19 protein-coding genes are annotated in these 17,519 nt (G+C 73.9%); 10 read left to right on the top strand and 9 right to left on the bottom strand.

What is annotated here, in order from left to right:
- Position 1: 1 nt before the first annotated feature.
- The 3 genes from C8D89_RS08870 to C8D89_RS08860 form a co-directional block, all read right to left on the bottom strand.
- Positions 2-1,144 carry a histidine phosphatase family protein gene (locus C8D89_RS08870; protein WP_243417956.1) on the bottom strand — a complete coding sequence of 381 codons (1,143 nt, stop codon included), beginning with the start codon at positions 1,142-1,144 and terminating at the stop codon, positions 2-4.
- Entirely contained in the window at positions 1,141-2,079 is a 939-nt protein-coding gene (locus tag C8D89_RS08865; protein WP_116707708.1) for a catechol 2,3-dioxygenase, read from the bottom strand. The genes C8D89_RS08870 and C8D89_RS08865 overlap by 4 nt, the downstream gene beginning before the upstream one ends.
- A 74-nt stretch (positions 2,080-2,153) precedes the next feature.
- Positions 2,154-3,068: a catechol 2,3-dioxygenase gene (locus C8D89_RS08860; RefSeq protein WP_116707707.1), complete on the bottom strand. Its 915-nt coding sequence runs from the start codon at positions 3,066-3,068 to the stop codon at positions 2,154-2,156.
- Between the two features lie 126 nt (positions 3,069-3,194).
- Between C8D89_RS08860 and C8D89_RS08855 the strand changes: the two genes are divergently transcribed.
- The 7 genes from C8D89_RS08855 to C8D89_RS08825 all read left to right on the top strand — a co-directional run bounded on the left by C8D89_RS08855 (position 3,195) and on the right by C8D89_RS08825 (position 7,780).
- Complete coding sequence (locus C8D89_RS08855) at positions 3,195-3,884, top strand: hypothetical protein (RefSeq protein ID WP_116707834.1); 690 nt, start codon at positions 3,195-3,197, stop codon at positions 3,882-3,884.
- Positions 3,881-4,672, top strand: a complete 792-nt coding sequence (locus C8D89_RS08850; protein WP_116707706.1) for an IclR family transcriptional regulator — start codon at positions 3,881-3,883, stop codon at positions 4,670-4,672. The genes C8D89_RS08855 and C8D89_RS08850 overlap by 4 nt, the downstream gene beginning before the upstream one ends.
- A complete protein-coding gene (locus C8D89_RS08845) occupies positions 4,673-5,476 on the top strand; it encodes a 2-keto-4-pentenoate hydratase (protein WP_116707705.1) in 804 nt (267 codons plus the stop codon).
- Positions 5,476-6,255: a 2-keto-4-pentenoate hydratase gene (locus C8D89_RS08840; protein WP_116707704.1), complete on the top strand. Its 780-nt coding sequence runs from the start codon at positions 5,476-5,478 to the stop codon at positions 6,253-6,255. The genes C8D89_RS08845 and C8D89_RS08840 overlap by 1 nt, the downstream gene beginning before the upstream one ends.
- A gap of 60 nt (positions 6,256-6,315) precedes the next feature.
- Complete coding sequence (locus C8D89_RS08835; RefSeq protein ID WP_116707703.1) at positions 6,316-6,519, top strand: 2-hydroxymuconate tautomerase; 204 nt, start codon at positions 6,316-6,318, stop codon at positions 6,517-6,519.
- A 12-nt stretch (positions 6,520-6,531) separates the two neighbouring features.
- Complete coding sequence (locus C8D89_RS08830; protein ID WP_116707702.1) at positions 6,532-6,873, top strand: Rieske (2Fe-2S) protein; 342 nt, start codon at positions 6,532-6,534, stop codon at positions 6,871-6,873.
- Positions 6,874-6,955: 82 nt separating this feature from the next.
- Positions 6,956-7,780 (top strand): proprotein convertase P-domain-containing protein, encoded by an 825-nt coding sequence (locus tag C8D89_RS08825; protein WP_133251851.1) that lies wholly within the window; start codon positions 6,956-6,958, stop codon positions 7,778-7,780.
- Positions 7,781-7,784: 4 nt separating this feature from the next.
- Here the strand turns inward: C8D89_RS08825 and C8D89_RS08820 are convergent, their stop codons facing one another.
- The 3 genes from C8D89_RS08820 to C8D89_RS08810 all read right to left on the bottom strand — a co-directional run bounded on the left by C8D89_RS08820 (position 7,785) and on the right by C8D89_RS08810 (position 10,437).
- Positions 7,785-8,039: a hypothetical protein gene (locus C8D89_RS08820; RefSeq protein WP_243417955.1), complete on the bottom strand. Its 255-nt coding sequence runs from the start codon at positions 8,037-8,039 to the stop codon at positions 7,785-7,787.
- Positions 8,036-9,385, bottom strand: a complete 1,350-nt coding sequence (locus C8D89_RS08815) for a Rieske 2Fe-2S domain-containing protein (protein WP_116707700.1) — start codon at positions 9,383-9,385, stop codon at positions 8,036-8,038. The genes C8D89_RS08820 and C8D89_RS08815 overlap by 4 nt, the downstream gene beginning before the upstream one ends.
- A gap of 74 nt (positions 9,386-9,459) precedes the next feature.
- The gene (locus C8D89_RS08810) at positions 9,460-10,437 is read right to left on the bottom strand and encodes a GlxA family transcriptional regulator (RefSeq protein ID WP_116707699.1); all 978 of its coding nucleotides are present in this window, start codon (positions 10,435-10,437) and stop codon (positions 9,460-9,462) included.
- A 72-nt stretch (positions 10,438-10,509) separates the two neighbouring features.
- On the opposite strand from C8D89_RS08810, the gene C8D89_RS08805 reads away from it, so the two are divergent.
- Positions 10,510-11,805 (top strand): MFS transporter, encoded by a 1,296-nt coding sequence (locus C8D89_RS08805; protein WP_116707698.1) that lies wholly within the window; start codon positions 10,510-10,512, stop codon positions 11,803-11,805.
- A 36-nt stretch (positions 11,806-11,841) separates the two neighbouring features.
- Entirely contained in the window at positions 11,842-12,609 is a 768-nt protein-coding gene (locus tag C8D89_RS08800) for an IclR family transcriptional regulator (protein ID WP_116707697.1), read from the top strand.
- Between the two features lie 50 nt (positions 12,610-12,659).
- On the opposite strand, the gene C8D89_RS08795 is transcribed toward C8D89_RS08800, so the two are convergent.
- Both C8D89_RS08795 and C8D89_RS08790 read right to left on the bottom strand, forming a co-directional pair.
- The gene (locus C8D89_RS08795) at positions 12,660-13,832 is read right to left on the bottom strand and encodes a PEP/pyruvate-binding domain-containing protein (protein ID WP_243417954.1); all 1,173 of its coding nucleotides are present in this window, start codon (positions 13,830-13,832) and stop codon (positions 12,660-12,662) included.
- Complete coding sequence (locus C8D89_RS08790) at positions 13,829-15,667, bottom strand: PEP-utilizing enzyme (protein WP_243417953.1); 1,839 nt, start codon at positions 15,665-15,667, stop codon at positions 13,829-13,831. Before C8D89_RS08790 ends, C8D89_RS08795 begins: the two co-directional genes overlap by 4 nt.
- A 186-nt stretch (positions 15,668-15,853) precedes the next feature.
- Between C8D89_RS08790 and C8D89_RS08785 the strand changes: the two genes are divergently transcribed.
- A complete protein-coding gene (locus tag C8D89_RS08785) occupies positions 15,854-16,636 on the top strand; it encodes an SDR family oxidoreductase (RefSeq protein WP_116707695.1) in 783 nt (260 codons plus the stop codon).
- 55 nt (positions 16,637-16,691) lie between these two features.
- Here the strand turns inward: C8D89_RS08785 and C8D89_RS08780 are convergent, their stop codons facing one another.
- Positions 16,692-17,510 carry an alpha/beta hydrolase gene (locus tag C8D89_RS08780; RefSeq protein ID WP_116707694.1) on the bottom strand — a complete coding sequence of 273 codons (819 nt, stop codon included), beginning with the start codon at positions 17,508-17,510 and terminating at the stop codon, positions 16,692-16,694.
- Positions 17,511-17,519: the final 9 nt, after the last annotated feature.

The following is a 17,519-nucleotide window of genomic DNA, read 5'->3' as shown; positions in this document are numbered from 1 at the left end:
CTCAGGCCTCCCCGGTGTCTTCCCACTGGGGGAACTCGTCGGGCGGCGGGACGTTCACCTCGGTGACCCGGTTGCGGTAGGAGACGAACGCGCTCTGCGCGCCCTCGCGCACCTTGACCCGGATCTCCTCGGTGTTCAACGGCTCGCCCGGGTCGTAGCCGTGCGCCCAGGTGGCGAACGCGCGCATCGGCCCCGAGTGGGTGGCGGCGAGGATGCGCCGGTGGGTGAGGGTGCCGTCGGCCTGCGTCGAGGAGGTGATCAGCCGGTGGAACCCGCGCCAGAACCGGCGCACGCACATGGCCGGCGGCTCGAAGTACATCATCGGGATCGTCAGCCACTCCTGGATCGGGTCCGCCCCGCCCAGCTGCGTGCGGTAGAAGCGGTCGATCTCGACGAGCCAGCGCGGGCGGTCGCCGACGGCGAGGCGCTCGAGGGTCTCGTTGGTGGCCTGGTACTGGCGGAACGCCGAGGTCACGTCGCGCAGGCCGTCCGGGGTCCAGACGCCGAAGTTGCGCAGCTCCGGGATCGGCTCGGGAAGGGTGATCTCGGCCTCGATACCCCACATCGCGAGCCCGTCGGTGACCCCGCGGTAGAGCTGGTCGGCGGTCTGGCGCGCCCGGTTCGTGTCGGCGCAGACCAGGCGCACGCGGTCGCCGTGGTCGAAGCGGCGGGCCAGCTCGTGGCCGCGGCGGTGGGCCTGCCAGCCACCCATGGGTGTCAGCCCCGCGTCGGTGGAGTAGCCCTGGGTGATCCCGTGCCTGATGATCGAGATCTCGCAGACGATCCTCTCCGACGCCCGCCGCTCGATCGGCGCCGCGATCTCCTTGCCGCGGCTCGCCTCGGCCAGGGCGGGCGTGAACTCCCGGCCCTCGTAGGTGACGGTCGTCGTCTCGACCGGCGCCGACCCGCGCTCGCGGAACCGGCGCAGGTACAGCGGCGTGCCGCCCTGGTCGGTGTTCCGGCTGCCCTCGGGCAGCGCCTCCGGGGGGCTCGGCGCCGCGGCGGCACCCGCGCGGTCCGGCTGCGACGAACCCTCGGGGGATGCCTTCCCCCCACCGCGGCGCGAGCGGTAGCGGGACAGGTAGTCCGGGGCCTCGTAGCGGTGGACCGAGCGGGCGTCGGGCCGGTTCTCCACCCCGGTCACGAGTGCACCGTGAAGAAGCGCTCGTTGACCTGGCGGTGGTAGTAGAAGATGGCGCGCCCCATCTCCTCCTCGGTCCAGGTGATCGGCTCGAAGTCGGGGTCGACCCAGTAGCCGCCGGTGAAGAGCTCGTTGCGGTTGCCGGCGGGGTCGAAGAAGTAGGTCGTGTAGCCCCGGGTCACGCCGTGGCGTGTGGGGGCCACGTCGATGGTCACGCCGTGGTAGGCCAGCGCGTCGGCGGCCTCGCGGATGCCGTTCCAGTCGTCCATCCAGAACGCGAAGTGGTGCAGCGCCCCGTTCGGCCCGGTGATGACGGCGATGTCGTGCGGGGTGTGGGAGTGCTCGAGGAACGTCGCGAGCTGGTGGCCGTCGTTGGCGAGGATCTGCTCGGTGAGCCGGAACTCGAGCAGCTCGACGAAGAACGCGGTGAAGGCCTCGACGTCCTCGGCCATGACGAACAGGTGGTCCAGGCGCGGGGGCGCGATCCCGATGAGGTCCTGCGGCCGGGGCGGCGGGTTCGTCTTCGGCAGCATGTTGCCGATGCGCTCGGTGCCGTGCGTGAGCTCGACGAGGTGGCCCGACGGCGCCTCGAACCGGATCGCCTCACCCCAGCCCGGGCCGAGCTCGCGGGCGGCGAAGCGCTTGACCGGCACGCCGGCCGCCTCGAGCTTGGACGTGAAGTGGTCGAGGTCCTCGCGCTCGTTGAGCTTGAACGACATGTGGTCGAGGCCGTAGGTGGGGGCCTCGCGCAGGATCACCGAGTGGTGCTCGCGCTCGTCCCAGCACTTCAAGAAGACACGAGCAGACCCGTCCCTCTCGTCGCGTGCGGTCTCCACGAGGCCCAGGACCTCGGTGTAGTAGGCGGTCGCGAGCTCCAGGTCGGGGACGCGGACCTCGACGTGCTGGAGCCGGATGATCCGGTCGGAGGTGGTGGGCACGCGCTCTCTCCTTCGATGGTCGGACCCTGCAAGCAGGTCCTCTCGATGGTCGGACCCTGCAAGCAGGTCCTCCGTCACGTGTGCATCCGCAGGAAGCGCTGGCTGACGACGTTCTCGTAGTAGAAGAGGCCCTTGCCGAAGTTGTCCTCGGTCCACGTGAGGATCTCGGTGTCGGGGTCGACCCAGTAGCCGCCGGTGAAGACCTCGTTGCGGATGCCGAGCGGGTCGAAGAAGTAGATGGTGTTGCCGCGCGTCACGCCGTGACGCGTCGGGCCCTGGTCGATCTGCACGCCGTTGTAGGCGAGCGTGTCCGCGGCCTGGCGGATGTGGTCCCAGTCGTCGAGCCAGTACGCCCAGTGGTGCAGGGCGCCGTTGGGTCCGTTGACGATGGCGATGTCGTGCGGTGAGCGGGTGTTGCCCGCGAGCCACACGCCGAGCTGGTGGCCGTTGCCGTCGAGCACCTGCTCGGTCATCCGCATCCCGAGCACGTCGATGAAGAACGCCGCGGACTCGGCGACCTCCTCGGCGTTGACCAGCATGTGGTCCATGCGCGGCGGGGCGATACCGGGGAGGTCGGGGGGCGGGACCGGCGCCGGGTTGTGCTTGCCCAGGAGGTTGCCGGTCTTCTCGATGTCCCAGACCAGCTCCATGATCTGGCCGGACGGGACCTCGAACCGGATCGACTCGCCCTGGCCCACCGCCGCGCCGCGGCTGACCCGGCTCGTGGGGCAGCCGTAGGACTCGACCTTCTTCTCCAGCTCGTGGAGGTCGTCCTCCTCCTCGACGCGGAAGGTGAAGGAGTCCATCCCCGTGCGCGGGTGGTAGCGCATCCGCAGGGAGTGGTGGTCCTCCTCGTCCCAGCACTTGAGGTAGACGCAGTCGTCGGTGCGCGCCACCTGCTGCAGGCCCATCACCTCGGTGTAGTACGCGGCCGACAGATCGAGGTCGGGCGTGCGGACGTCGACGTGGGCCAGGCGCAGGATTCCCATGCCTCGGTTCCCTTCTGGGTCCCCTCCGGCTTCCTTGACGAGCCGACGCTAACCGCCCTAGCGTTCCGCAAGGAAGAAGCGTCGTTCCGTATATCGGAACGGCTGGGGTTGACGGGGGTGGGCACCGTGGCGGACCCGATGGCGATGCGCCGCGCGGTCGCCGGCTACGTCGAGGGCATCCACCGCGCCTACCTGACCCAGGCCGCGACGTTCCCGCCCGCCGTGCAGGGGCGCCTGCCGCTGCTGGCCGCCGGGCGCCTCACCGTTGCCGCCGTCGGCGCGCGCAACCTGCACGTCCTCGCGACCACCGAGCCGCTCGGGCCCCCGCGCGGGCAGGAGGTCGAGCTGCCCGGGTCGGTCGAGGGCCTCGAGTGGGTCGTGCGCTTCTACGACCCCGTCGTGGTGCCCGCACTGGGACTCATCGACGAGTCGGAGGGCCCGGCGTCCGAGAAGGTGCGTGCGGCGCTGGGCATCTCGACGGTCGTGTACCACGTCGTCACCCAGCCCGGCTCCGGGCTCTCGCCGCACCACGCGGGGCACGTGGGCTCGGGGCTCGCCAGCGCCCACTCGGCCGCCGCGCGCGACTTCGAGCGCCTGCGCGACCGGGCCCGGGGGCGCGAGGCGCTGGTCGACGAGATGGAGGGCGCGGCGGTCGCGGGGCTGCCGCGGGCCCAGGTGCTGCTGGCCCGAGCGATCCGCCCCTACGACGCCGCGGTCGGCGAGGCCGTCGACGCCTCGCTGCGCCCGGGCGCGACGCCCGACCCGGACGGGGTGCGCAAGGTGCTGCTGGAGTCGTTCACGCAGGAGCCGGCGTGACCGACGCACCGTTGCAGACGGTCACCAACGCCGCACGGCTCCTCAAGGCGTTCCTCACCCGGGAGGAGTCGCTGGGGGTCTCCGAGCTCTCGCGGCGCCTGGGGCTGGGCAAGAGCGCGGTGCACCGGCTGCTGACCACGCTCGCCGCCGAAGGGCTCGTCGAGCAGGACCTGCACACGGGTGGCTACCGGCTCGGCCTGGTCGTCTTCGAGCTCGGCGAGGCGGTGCGCGTGCACATGGACCTGCACGCCGCGGCCGGGTCGGTGCTCGCCCACCTGCGTGAGGAGACCGGCGAGTCCACGCAGGTCGGCATGCTCGACGGCCACGACGTCGTCTACGTCGACCGGCTCGAGTCGAGCCACGCGCTGCGGCTGTTCACCGAGACCGGCCGGCGGGTCCCGGTGCACTGCACCAGCTCGGGCAAGGTGCTCATGGCGTTCGCGCCCGAGCCGGTGCGCGAGCGCTACCTCGCGACGGCGACCCTGGCGCGGCACACCCCGCACACGCTCACCGACCCGGGCGAGCTGCGCCGGGCGCTGGCCACCGTGCGTGCCCGCGGGTGGGCCGACGCCGTCGACGAGCGCGAGATCGGCGTCGCGTCCCTCGCCGCCCCGATCCGCAACGCGCACGGGGTCGTCGTCGCCGCGATCGGCATCGGCGCCCCGGTCAGCCGGTTCCGCGCGATCCCCCGCAAGCGCCTCGCCCGCACGATCGTCGAGGCCGGCGAGGCCGTGTCCCGCCGGCTGGGCTGGTCCGAAGAGGCCCCGGTACTGGAGAAGGAGAGCTGAGTGGCCGTCACCGACGCCGCGGGAGATCCGGTCAAGGCGAAGGCGCGCGCGCTGTACGAGGCGCGGCGCACCCGCGTGCCGATCGCGCCGTTCACCGACAGCGAGCCCGACCTCGACATGGCCGACGGCTACGCGATCCAGCAGCAGCTCGTGCCGCTGCTGCTCGCCGACGGCGACCGGGTCGTCGGGCACAAGGTCGGCGTCACGTCGGCGGCGATGCAGAAGATGATCGGAATCGACACCCCGGACTACGGCCCGGTGCTGTCCTCCACGGTCTACCGCGACGGCGACGCGATCCCGCTGAGCCGCTTCATCCAGCCCAAGGTCGAGGCCGAGATCGTGTTCGTCCTCGGGTCGCGGCTGCAGGGACCGGGGGTGGCGCCCACCGACGTCGCGCCCGCGGTGGCCGGGGTCGCGGCGGCCATGGAGATCGTCGACTCCCGCATCGTCGACTGGCGCATCAAGCTCGCCGACACCGTCGCTGACATGGCCTCCAACGGCGCCGTGGCCGTGTCGTCGCGGCTCGTCCCGCTGGGCGGGCTCGACACCCGGCTGATCGGGATGACGTTCACCCGCAACGGCGAGCTCGTGGACACCGGGGCGGGCGCGGCCGCGCTCGGCGATCCGCTGGCCGTGGTCGCGTGGCTGGCCAACGTGCTCGGCGAGGTCGGCGTCGCCCTCGAGCCGGGCCACATGATCATGACGGGTGCGTTGCACGCCGCGGTGCCGCTGACCGCGGGCGACGTGTTCCGCGCCGAGTTCGACCGGCTGGGGCCGGTGACGATCCGGGTGGAGGGGTCCTGATGGCCGACGTGCACGAGCTCGCGGCGCGGCTGACCAAGGCGGTCACCGGGCGCACGGCGATCGAGCCGCTCAGCGACGACGTCGCCTTCTCCGATCCCCATCCGGCTCTCGACCTCGAGACCGGCTACGCCGTGCAGCGCGTGCTGCGCGAGCAGGCCGGGCCGCGGGTGGGCTGGAAGCTCGGCGTCACGTCGCGGGCCAAGCAGGCGCAGGTCGGGGTGTCCGACCCGGTGTACGGCTTCCTGCCCGGGTCGGCGGCCCTGGACCTCGGAGCGCCGTTGCGCACCGGCGAGCTGATCCAGCCGCGCGCCGAGCCCGAGATCGTCTTCATCCTGGGGCGCGACCTCGCGGGCGAGCACGTCACCGCCGCCGACGTGCTGTCCGCGACGTCGGGGCTCGCGGTCGGCATCGAGGTCCTCGACTCCCGGTTCCGCGACTACCGCTTCACGATGGCCGACGTCGTCGCCGACAACACCTCGGCGGGCCGCTTCGTCGTCGGCACGCCGGTGCCCGCCGCCGGCATCGACGTGCGGCTGGTGGGCGTGCTGCTGGAGAAGAACGGCGAGCTCGTGGCCACGGCCTCGGGCGCGGCGTCGCTGGGCCACCCGGCGGCGGCCGTCGCCTGGCTCGTGCGCCGCCTCGCGGCGTCGGGCGAGGGGCTCGCCACCGGCGAGGTCGTGCTGTCCGGCGGCCTCACCGCCGCCACCCCCGTCGCCGCCGGCGACGTCGTCACCGTCTCGATCGACCGCCTCGGGACGGTCGAGCTGGCCTGTACGTGAGCAATCTTCTGAGCTATAGCTCGGAAGATCACGCACATGCCGACGGAGGAGGCACACCCCATGCCGCTCGTGCAGATCACCCTCGCCCGGGGCCGCAGCCCCGAGCAGCTCGCCGCGCTGGGGGAGGAGGTCACTGCGGCGGTCTCGCGTGCGGTCGGGGCGCCCGCGGAGAACGTGCGGGTGGTCGTCACCGAGTGCGAGCCCGAGCACTGGTTCGTCGGCGGCGAGTCGCTCGCGTCGTTGCGGGCGTCCGGTCGGAGATAGGGCCGGGAAGCGGTGACCCTGATCCGGGTCGACGGGCCGGGCGTCGTCACCAGCGACGACGGCCGGCGCTTCGTCGTGCTCGCGCTCCCCGACGGCCTGCGCGTCGTCGACGCGGCGTGTCCGCACAACGGCGGGCCCCTCGAGCAGGGTTGGGTGCGCGACGGGCGGGCGCTGGTGTGCCCGTGGCACTGGTACCGCTTCGACCTCGACACCGGCGCCTGCGACACCTCGCCCCGGCACGTGCTGGGCGTATACCCGGTCCGCGAGATCGACGGCGTGCCCCACGCCGACGTCGGGGATCCGCCCCGGCCGCTGTCCTGGTCCGAACGGCTGCGCGCGCACGCCCGGGAGTAGCGCGGCCGACCGGAGCGCACGCCGCGGTCGACGATCGGGCGAGCCGGTCTCCGCATGTCTCGCGGACCGTATGCTCCCGCCCGTGTCCTCCCCCTTCGGCGGCTCCGGGTCCGGGGATCCCCACCGCTCCGAGTCGCTCGGGTCCCAGCCCACCGCCCACGGCCCGCAGGTCGATCCCTCGGCGTGGGACCCGCAGGGCCGGTACGGGCAGTCGGGGCCGCAGCCGTACTACGGGGGCCAGCCCTACGGTCAGCCCGGGCACGGCCAGTCCGGTCCCCAGCCGTACCACGGGGGCTATCAGCAGCCCTACGGCCAGCAGCCCTACGGCCCGCCGGGCTACGGGCCGCCGGCGTACGGAGCGCCCTGGGGTCAGCCGGGCTACGGGCAGCCCGGCCACGGGCCGTACGGCCAGCCCGGCCACGGCCCGCAGCCGCCGAGGAGGAACAAGCCGCTGCCCTGGATCCTCGGCGGCGCCGGGGTCCTCGTCGTCCTCGTCGCGGTGATCGTGCTCCTCGTGGCCCTCGGCGGCGGCACGCTCACCGGCGCGTCGTCGCGGTCGCTGCCGATCCCCGACGACGACCCGGCCGGCGCCACCGACACGATCACCCTCGACGGCTCGGGCTCGGTGTCCGCGCTCCGGGTCGGGGTGTCGGTCACCCACCCCTACACCTGCGACCTCACGGTGACCCTGCGCTCCCCCCAGGGCGCGTCGGCGACGCTCGCCGACGTGCCCACCTGCACCCGCGCGCAGCCGAACCTCGAGATCCGGGTCGACAGCCGCCAGGACCCGCGGCTCGCCGCCCTGGTCGGCCAGCCCGTCGAGGGTCCGTGGACGATCCAGGTCGTCGACGACCTCGCCGTCGACCGCGGCACGCTGAACAGTTGGGACCTCACCGTCGAGCGGTGACGCGCTAGTCCTGCGGCTCGTGGCCCCGGGCCGTCTCGCCGGTGGTCGTGATCTCGCCGGTCCAGCCGCAGGTGGCACACCAGCAGTAGAACCGGCGCTCGTCGCCCTCCCAGAACTCGGTGGCGAGGCCGAGGTCGCGGGCGCACGCCGGGCAGAACCGGGGCGCGTCGCGGCGGTGGGCCTCGACGTCGGCGGCGAAGCGGCGGTCGATGCGCGCGCCCGCCGATCCGTCGGGAGGTGTCGATGGCGGGCGGGTCACCGCGGGATCCGGCCCGAGTCCACCTGCGCGGACGTGTCGGGGGCGAGGGTCGCCGTGCCGATGCCGCCCGCCGGGAGGAACGACGTCCGCCCGGCCTCGTGGTCGGCCGCCACCCGGTCCGCGGCGGAGAGGTGGACCTGGCGGATGGTCTCGATGGCGGGGGAGTAGCGGGTCGAGCCCATCGCGCAGAAGTCGAGCGCGAACTGGGCGCCGCCGGCGTGGAACTTGTCCTTCTCGCACGGCAGGTCGATGCGCTCGTGCGGCTCGCGGATGGTGCCCAGCGGGTCCTCGCCCTTGGCCACGGCGGCCATCTGCTGGCGGAACATCTTGCGCAGCATCGCGACGCCGATGTCGGAGCGGCCCAGGTGCTCGGTGGTGCGGTCGGTGATCGGGCCCTGCGTCACCCAGGCCATGATGTCCTGGCCCTCGACGTAGTCGACGACGTGGTGGCCGCGCTCGTCGAACACCGGGATCTCGTAGTCCGGGACCGTCTGCTGCGCGACCGGCTCGTAGCCCTCGGGCGCGTGGACGGTGTAGAGCATGAACCGCGTGGTCGTACGGTTGATCGGCACGCGGATCTGCATCTGGTGGATGCCGCCGCCGCCGACGCGCATGTTGTAGGGGAAGACGAGCGGGTGCCCGACCTTCCAGTCGTCGTTGTCCTCCGACGCCCCGGCGAGCACCCGCCGCTTGATGATGCCCCACTGGAACGCGTCGAACCCGATGCGCTGGTGCTTCTTCCCGAACGACGCCGGCGCGGTGAAGCCCTCGTGACGCCCGATGAACTCGAAGTAGCGGCCGTGCAGGTGCTCGACGTGGTGCGGGTCGACCGCGTTCTCCATCACCTGCACGTAGTTGCAGGGGATGTCCGCCCAGCCGATGTCGCGGAACCCGTCCATCACGTAGACGTCGAAGCGCGGCAGCAGGGGTGCGGGGTCCGGGCCGACGTAGGCCCACACCAGCCCGCCGAGCTCCTCGACCTTCCCGGCGGTCGCGCGCACCCGCTCCTGGAAGTTGGTGTTGTCCTTCTCCGCGGGCTGGTCGGTGCACGCGCCGTCGACGTCGAACTTCCAGCCGTGGTACGGGCAGCGCAGCCCGTCGCCCTCGACGACGCCGTAGGCCATCGACGCCTTCCGGTGCGGGCAGGGCTCGGGGATGATCCCGTAGCGCCCGGACGGCGAGCGCCACAGCGCGAAGAAGTCGCCGAGCAGCTCCACACGCTTGACGGGGAACTCCTCGAGCTCGCGGGTGAAGGCGACCGGGTACCAGTAGCGGCGCAGGACCTCGCCCATCGGCGTGCCGGCCTCGACGGCGGTGAGTTCCTCGTTCTGCTCGGCGGTCAGCACGGTGCCCTCCCGGGTGTGTGGCGGTGCCCCGACGCTAGGGAGCCGCCTGAGCCCGGGAGAAGGGCGATGTCCCGCTATGCGGGATGGCTCGCCCCGCGGAACCGGCGCCGGTAGGCCAGCGGCGACAGGCCGACCTCCTCGGCGAGGTGGGCGCGCAGCGACGCCGCGGTGCCCAGCCCCGCGGCGGCGGCCACGCGCTCGACCGGCAGGTCGCTCTGCTCGAGCAGGCGGCGCGCGCGGGCGACGCGCTGGGCGACGACCCACGCGTGCGGGGACGTCCCGGTCTCGGCGCGGAAGCGGCGGGTGAAGGTGCGCACGCTCATCGACGCGCGTGCCGCGAGGGTCGCGACGTCGAGGTCGGCGTCGAGGTGCTCCACCGCCCAGGCCCGCACCGCCCCCGTCGCGCCCGCGCCCGCGGGCGGCACCGGGTGGTCGATGAACTGCGCCTGCCCGCCGTCGCGCCACGGCGCCACGACGAGGTGACGGGCGACGGCGTTGGCGACCTCCGCGCCGTGGTCGGCGCGCAGCACGTGCAGGCAGAGGTCCAGGCCCGCGGCGAGGCCCGCGGAGGTGGCGACGTCGCCGTCGTCGACGAAGAGCACCGACTCGTCGACGTCGAGATCGGGGTGCAGGCGGCGCAGGTCCGCGGCGTACGCCCAGTGCGTCGTCGCCCGCCGCCCGGCCAGGCGGCCGGCCGCGGCGAGCACGAACGCTCCCGTGCAGATCGACATCCAGCGGGCACCGGCCGGCACGGCCGCCAGCGCCTCGTGCACCTCGGGGGGCAGGACGCCGTCGCGCCGTGCCGGCGCGAACCGCGTGCCCGGCACGACGACGGTGTCCGCCGCCGCGAGCGCCTCCGGCCCGTGTTCGAGAGCCAGGGCGAAGCCCGCGGTGGTCGACACGCGCTCGGCGAGCCCGCACACGCGCACGTCGTAGAGCGGGCGGCCGGCCTGCTCGGCCGTGCCGAACACCAGCGGCGGGATCTGCAGGTCGAAGCCGATGACCTCGGGCAGCGCGAGCACCGCGACGACGTGGCGGTCGGTTCCGGGCATGGCCGGATTCTTGCACGAGTTGGCGTTCCGGCCACTGGCTCCGTCGTCGACGGCGATCCATGCTGGCTCCCCGTGACCGAAGCGCGGCCCGACACCCCGCCCGCCGCGAGCCCGCCCGCCCGTCCCTCGGCGTGGCCCTGGGCGGTGGCGGCGACGGCGTTCGTGACCCTGCTCGGGGCGTCGGGCTTCCGCTCGGCGCCCGGGGTGTTCGTCGACCCGTTGCACGCGGAGTTCGGGTGGTCCACGGCGGCGATCTCGTCGGCGGTATCGCTGAACCTGCTGCTCTACGGCGTCGTCTCCCCGTTCGCCGCGGCGCTGATGGAGCGCTTCGGGATGCGCCGGGTCGTCGCGGTCGCGCTCGTCGTCGTCGCCGCGGGCAGCTCGCTGACGGTGTTCATGGAGGAGGTCTGGCAGCTCGTCCTGCTCTGGGGCGTGCTCATCGGGGCGGGCACCGGGTCGATGGCGCTGGCCTTCGTCGCCGTCGTCACCGGCCGGTGGTTCGTGCGCCGCCGCGGCCTCGTCTCGGGCGTGCTCACCGCCGCGCAGGCCGCGGGCGGGCTGGTGTTCCTCCCGCTGATGGCCTCGCTCGCGGGGTCGGTGGGCTGGCGGGCGGCGTCGCTGGTGATCGCGGCGGGCGCCCTGCTCGTCGTGCCGCTGGTGCTGCTGTTCCTGCGCGACCGGCCCGCCGACGTCGGCACGGTGGCCCACGGCGCGGACCCCGGCGACGAGCAGCACGAGGAGGTCGTCACGGCCGGCGCGGCCCGGCGCACGCTCACGGTGCTGCGCGACGCGGCCCGCACCAGCACCTTCTGGCTCCTCGCGGGCGGGTTCGCGATCTGCGGCGCGACCACGGTCGGGCTGCTCAACACCCACTTCGTGCCCGCCGCCCACGACCACGGCATGCCCGCCACCACGGCGGCCGGGCTGCTCGCCGTCGTCGGGGTGTTCGACGTGCTGGGCACGATCGCCTCGGGCTACCTGACCGACCGCGTCGACCCGCGCAAGCTGCTCGCCGTCTACTACGTGCTGCGCGGCGCCTCCCTGGCGGTCCTGCCCTTCCTGCTGGCGCCCACCGCCGCCCCGCCGCTGTGGGCGTTCATCATCTTCTACGGCCTGGACTGGGTGGCCACGGTGCCGCCGACCGTCGCGCTGTGCCGGGAGCACTTCGGACCCCGGGCGCCGATCGTGTTCGGCTGGGTGTTCGCGTCCCACCAGGTCGGCTCGGCGCTGGCGGCCGTGGGTGCCGGCCTGGTCCGCGACCTGACCGGGGACTACGACGGCGCGTGGTGGGGCGCCGGCGCGCTGTGCGTCGTCGCCGCCGGGCTCTCGCTGGCCGTGCGCCGGCGCACGGCCGCGACCGTGTCCTGAGGACGCGGTCCGTCGTGCCGCCCTACCCTTTCCCGCATGACGGGACGTCCGAGCTGGGAGATCGGCTCGGTGCGCAACGCGGCGCGGCTGCTCAAGGAGTTCTCGGTCGCCGACCGCGAGCTGGGCGTGGCCGAGCTCGCGCGCCGGCTGGGCCTGGGCACGAGCACCGTGCACCGGCTGCTCGCGACGCTGGCCGACGAACGCCTGCTCGAACGTGCCCCCGGCGGGGTCTACCGCCTCGGGCTGGCCGTGCACGAGCTCGGCGCCAGCGTCGCGCCGCACGTCGGGCTGCACGAGGCCGCGATGCCCGCCATGGCGGGCCTGCGCCACGCCACCGGCGAGACCGTGCAGCTCGCGGTGCTCGACGGGCTCGACTCGGTGTACGTCGAGCGGCTGGAGAGCCCGCACACGGTGCGGATCTTCGCCCGGGTCGGGACACGGCTGCCGGCGACGACGACGAGCACCGGCAAGGTGCTGCTCGCCGCGCTGCCGCCCGGGGAGCTCGACGCCCGGCTGGACGGGTGGGTGCCCGAGCGCCCGACGCCGCACTCGATCGCCGACGAGGCGCTGCTGCGCCGCCGGCTCGCCGAGATCGCGGCGCGGGGCTGGGCGGAGAACCGCGAGGAGAGCCGCCTCGGCGTCGTCTCGGTCGGCGCGGTGATCCGCGACGGCGCGGGCGCGCCCGTCGCCGCGGTGAGCGTCGCGGTGCCGGTCTCCCGCGCCCCGGCGGCGACCATGCGCCGCTACACGACCCTCGTCACCGACACCGCCGACGTCATCACCCGCCGCCTGGCCCTGTCCTGACCCTACGTGCGTGATCTTCTGGGCTATAGCTCAGAAGATCACGCACATGGCTACCGGCCCGGGATCGGCTTGCCGGAGAAGAGGTACTTCTGGGCCAGGGCGACGGGGTCGTAGGCGGCCGGTGCGGCCTCCTCGGGCGCGGCGGTCACCGTCACCGGGCGGGTCTGGACGATGCAGACCGGGTCGCCCGGGCGCCGGTGCCGGCTGATCACCCACTCCACGTCCACCGGGTGCCCGTAGTGCTCCTCGATGGCCGTGACCGCCGACGCGATCGCGCCGATCTGCTCGGGGTCGAGCACCTGGCGGTCGGCCAGCTTGGCCGGCATGTCGATCTCGGTCACCGCGCCGACCGCGAAGTCGAACGCCGACACGACCCGCTTGTGCGCCACGTCGTAGCGCAGCACCCGACCGTCGGCCTTGCCGATCTCCACGTGGTCGGGGTCGACGAGGCCCTGGACGACGGCCTCGCCCCAGCCCCAGTTGGTCTCGATCACGATCCGGTCGGGCTTGCCCGTCACCGGGTGCACCGAGAACGCCACGCCCGAGCTGCGGGCGTGGATCAGCTCGATGACGCCCACCGCGATCGGCATGTCGTGGTGGCTGATGCCCTTGCGCAGCCGGTAGGCCAGCGCGCGGGTGGTGAAGAGCGAGCCCCAGCAGTTGCGCACCGCGTCCAGGACCCGGTCGATCCCCGAGACACCGAGGTAGGTGTCGAAGATGCCGGCGAACGAGGCGTCGGCGGCGTCCTCCCCGGTGGCCGACGAGCGCACCGCCACCGGGACGTTGACGTCGACCGCGCGCAGGCACAGTTCCTCGTAGGCCTCGGTGAGCCGCTCGGTGAGGTGGGCCCCGATCGGCGTCTCGCAGAACAGCCCGCGGATCGCCGCCGAGGCCGCCTCCACCTCCACGTCGCTCGGGGACGACCCGAGCCGCGCGATGACCGCGTCGATCCGGTCGTCGAGACCCGACTCGCGGCAGTGCCGCGCGTAGGCGTCGACGGTGACCGCGAAGCCCCGCGGGACCTCCACCCCCGACTGCTGGAGCTCGGCGAGCCGGCCCATCTTGGCGCCCCCCGTCGCGACGGCGCGCGCGGGATCGACCTCGTCGATCCAGACCACGGCCTCGCAGCTGTGGACGGCGGTGGTGCCGGCGGTCGTGGACGCGGCGGTGGTGGTCTCGTCGGGCTCGGCGAGCGTCACGGTTACCTCCGGGGCGGCGGTCACCCGGCGACCCCGACGGGGGCGTCGGCGGCGGTGTCCGCGGTGGTGTCGGCGGTGGTGCCGGCGGTGGTGGCCTTCTGCAGCACGGTGACGGTGCCGGTGGTCCCGTCGACCTCGATCTCGTCGCCGTCGCCGATGGAGAGGGTCGCGACACCGACCGCGGTCACCGTCGGGACGCCGTACTCCCGGCCGACGATGGCCGCGTGCGAGAGCATGCCGCCACCGTCGCACACGGCGCCCGCGATCTTGCCGAACGCGGGCGTCCAGTTCGGCGAGGTCGACTCGCAGACCAGGATCGAGCCGGGCTCGAGGCGGTGCAGTTCGTCGGAGGACTGGAGCACCCGGGCGGTGCCGCGGGCGGTGCCCTTGGCGGCGGCGACGCCCTTCATCACCGTCTGCTTCGCCGCGTCCGGGTTCTGCACGGCCTTGATCGACGCGGGGTTGAGCCCGAAGATCTCGATGAGGACCGGATCCTCGACGGCCTCGGGAATGGTGCCGAGCACCTTGGGCATCTCGCCGCGCCTGGCGTGCCAGTGGTCGAAGTACTGGCGGCGCTGCCCGACGAGGCTGCGCAGCTCGCCCGCGTAGGGGCGACGCCCGGACGCCACGTCCATCAGCTCGGGCCAGAACAGGTAGAGCATGTCGTCCTGGTGGTCCGCGCCCTCGCGTCGCGCCAGCTCCTGGCAGCCCCAGCGCAGCGGCAGCATGACCTTGAGGTCGATGTAGTAGTTGTGGTCGTCCTGCCACCACGGGAAGTTCGCCGCCTGGTTGGAGGCGAGGCCGGCGTCGAAGACGGCCTGCTCCTCCCGGGTCAGCCCGGCGCGGGCGTTCTCGATGGCCGCCTCGCGCTCGGCCACCGCGTTGCGGGCGGCGGCCTCGAAGTCGTGCGCGTCGTCCTTCTTGAGGAACGTCTTCACCAGCCCCAGCGGGATCGTGTTGTCCTCGATCCAGCTCGGGACGCCGACGTCGCACGTGGCCTCGGCACGCCAGCCGTAGATCTGCAGGAAGTCGTCGAACTCGGTGAGCCACACCGACGCCGCGCCGCCGTGACGGCCCAGCGCGGCGCGCATCTCGTGCGGCTCGTGGGTCTCGAAGACCTCCGCGAGACCGGCCGCGCGCGCCCGCATCGCGAGCTTGTACAGCTCGCGGTCGGTCTCCATGATCTTGGTGTCCTCGCCCTGGAGGAACTTGCCGATCTCGGCCGGGTCGATCCCCATGTCGGCGCAGGCTCCGTAGAAGCCGAGGAAGTTCGCCAGCATCGGGTACATGACGTCGAAGTGGATCTCCATCGACCGCTTGTGGTACCGGCGGCCCTGGGTGAGCAGACCGGTGAGGTCGGGAGTGCCGGCGAAGTCGACGCCGCGGAAGTACTGCCAGGTGGCCTCGAGCTCGTCGCGCCCGGCCTCCCAGATCGAGCGGTAGTTCTCGAGGAAACGGGGGAGGTTGCGGGCGATGCGGTTGGCACGTGCGCCGATCTCGCGCGGGTCGGTCTCGGGCAGGGCGCACCCGTAGAGGTGCGTGCCCGCGAAGCGCGCGGTGATCCCGCGGCCGGGCGGCAGGGGCAGCTCCTCGGCCGCGTGCTGGGTGCCCCAGCAGTAGCCGTCGGCGCTCCACAACGTCGCGGCCAGGGGGGTCAGACCTCGCGACCAGTGGAAGTCCAGGAACCAGAAGCCCTGCTCGTCACCCGGCTTGAACGGGCTCGCCGGGTCGACGATGTAGGGCGCGGCAAAGTGCTCCGGCTGGTACCCGGGGTACCACTCGCCCGTGGCGAACTCGTCCACCGGCACCACGTTGGCCATCTGATCCTCCTCGACGATGAGCGCACGATCACCGTTCATCCGACCGGCACTGTGAGGCAACCGACACGTTCCACCCCCGGGAACGTTGCCCGCCGCCGAACGGGGCCCTGGGGGCGGTCGATCGCCGCCCCTAGGGTGACGCTGCGTGGGTCGTGTGCTGCTGCTCGACATCGGCGGGGTCGTGCCCTGCTCCCGGTACCGGACGACGGCGCCGGGGGGGACGCCGTGACGGAGGGCCCCGCGGGCGAGCCCCTCGCCGTCGTCGTCGGCGCCACCGGGGCCCTGGGCGGTGCGATCGTCCGCCGCCTGCGCGGGCGCGGTGTGCCCGTGCTGGCCGTGGCCCGGGCGGCCGACGCGCTCGGCGCGCTGACCGCGGACGACGGGGGTGTGGCGGCGTGCGCCGGGGACATCGGCGAGGACATCGGCGACGACGCCGCGGGACCGGCGATCGCCGACGCGGTGGCGGCGTGGGGCGCACCGGTGCGGATGGTGGTGCAGGCCGCCGGGCTGCCGGCGCTCGGCGGGCTGGACACCGTCGACCCGGCGGCGCTGGGCGCGGCCGTCGCGCTGAAGGTGGGCGGCATGCTGCGCCTGGTCCGGGCCGTCGATCCGTGGCTCACCGAGGGGTCCCGGCTGGTCGCCCTGGGCGGGCACTACGGCGCCGAGCCCTCCCCGCACGTGCCGGGCGCGGGCGTCACCAACGCGGCGCTCGCGAACCTCGTCCGCCAGCTCGCCGACGCCTACGGCCCGCGCGGGATCACCGCGCACCTCGTGGCCCCGGGCCCCGCCGACACCGACCGGCTGCGCCGCCTGTCGGCCGAGCGCGCGGCCGCACGCGGGGTCGACGTCGAGGAGATCCTCGCCGAGCGCCGCGCCGAGTCGCCGCTGGGCGCCCTCGTCACCCCCGATCAGGTCGGGTGGGCCGTCGCGACGCTGCTGGACCCGGAGGCGACGGCGCTGACCGGCTCGACGCTGGCGCTGGACATGGGGGCGCGGCGCGGACTTTGACCTTCGGTCTCGTGCGCGCCTGCCCGTGCTGGGGCACGGACAAGCGCGCACACCCTCATCCGAGCGCCTCGGCCTGCCGCGTCACCGCCTCGACGAGGGCCGGCCCGTGCCCGAGCACGGCGTCGTTGTGCTCCGCCCCGGGCACGGCGACGACCCGGCCGTCGGCCGCCGCGGCCACCGCCCGGCTCTGCACCGGGGGGATGAGGGAGTCGGCCTCGCCCAGGACGACGGTCGTGGGCACCCGGGCGCGGGCGATCGGCTCCACGACCGGGAAGCGGTCGACGAGCAGCAGGCGCACCGGCAGGAACGGGTAGACGCGCTCGCCGACCGAGGGCAGGTCGACGAACGGCGAACGCAGGACCACGCCGCCGACCGGTCCCTCCGCGGCGAGCCGGGCGACGACCGCCCCGCCGAGGCTCTCGCCGAGGTAGAGCAGGCGGGACGGCGCGACGCCGCGCTCCCGCACGAGGTGGTCGCGGGCGGCGCGGGCGTCGGCGACCAGCCCATCCTCGGTCGGTCGCCCCGGGTTGCCGCCGAAGCCGCGGTAGTCGAACAGCAGGACGTCCAGGCCCTCCGCGCGCAGGGCGGCCGCCAGGGGCGCGCGCAGCGAGCGGTCGCCCGCGTTGCCGTTCGCCACCAGCACCGTGACGTCGCGGCGCGGCCCCTGCGCGGGGACGTACCAGGCGCCGAGGCGCAGCCCGTCGCCCGTGCTGAGCACGACGTCCTCCGCGCCCGGCAGGACGGTCGCCGCCGGCGGGACCGGGCCGGGCGAGGGCAGGTAGACGAGGTGGCGCTGGAACAGCCACAGGCCCGCGACCAGCACGACCACCGCCACGAGGACCACGCCCGCGGCGACGGCGAGGCGTCCGCTCACCGGGGCAGT

It is taken from the genome of Actinomycetospora cinnamomea, assembly GCF_003096675.1.
Lineage (GTDB): Bacteria > Actinomycetota > Actinomycetes > Mycobacteriales > Pseudonocardiaceae > Actinomycetospora > Actinomycetospora cinnamomea.
This window is presented reverse-complemented; position numbering and strand designations above follow the sequence as displayed.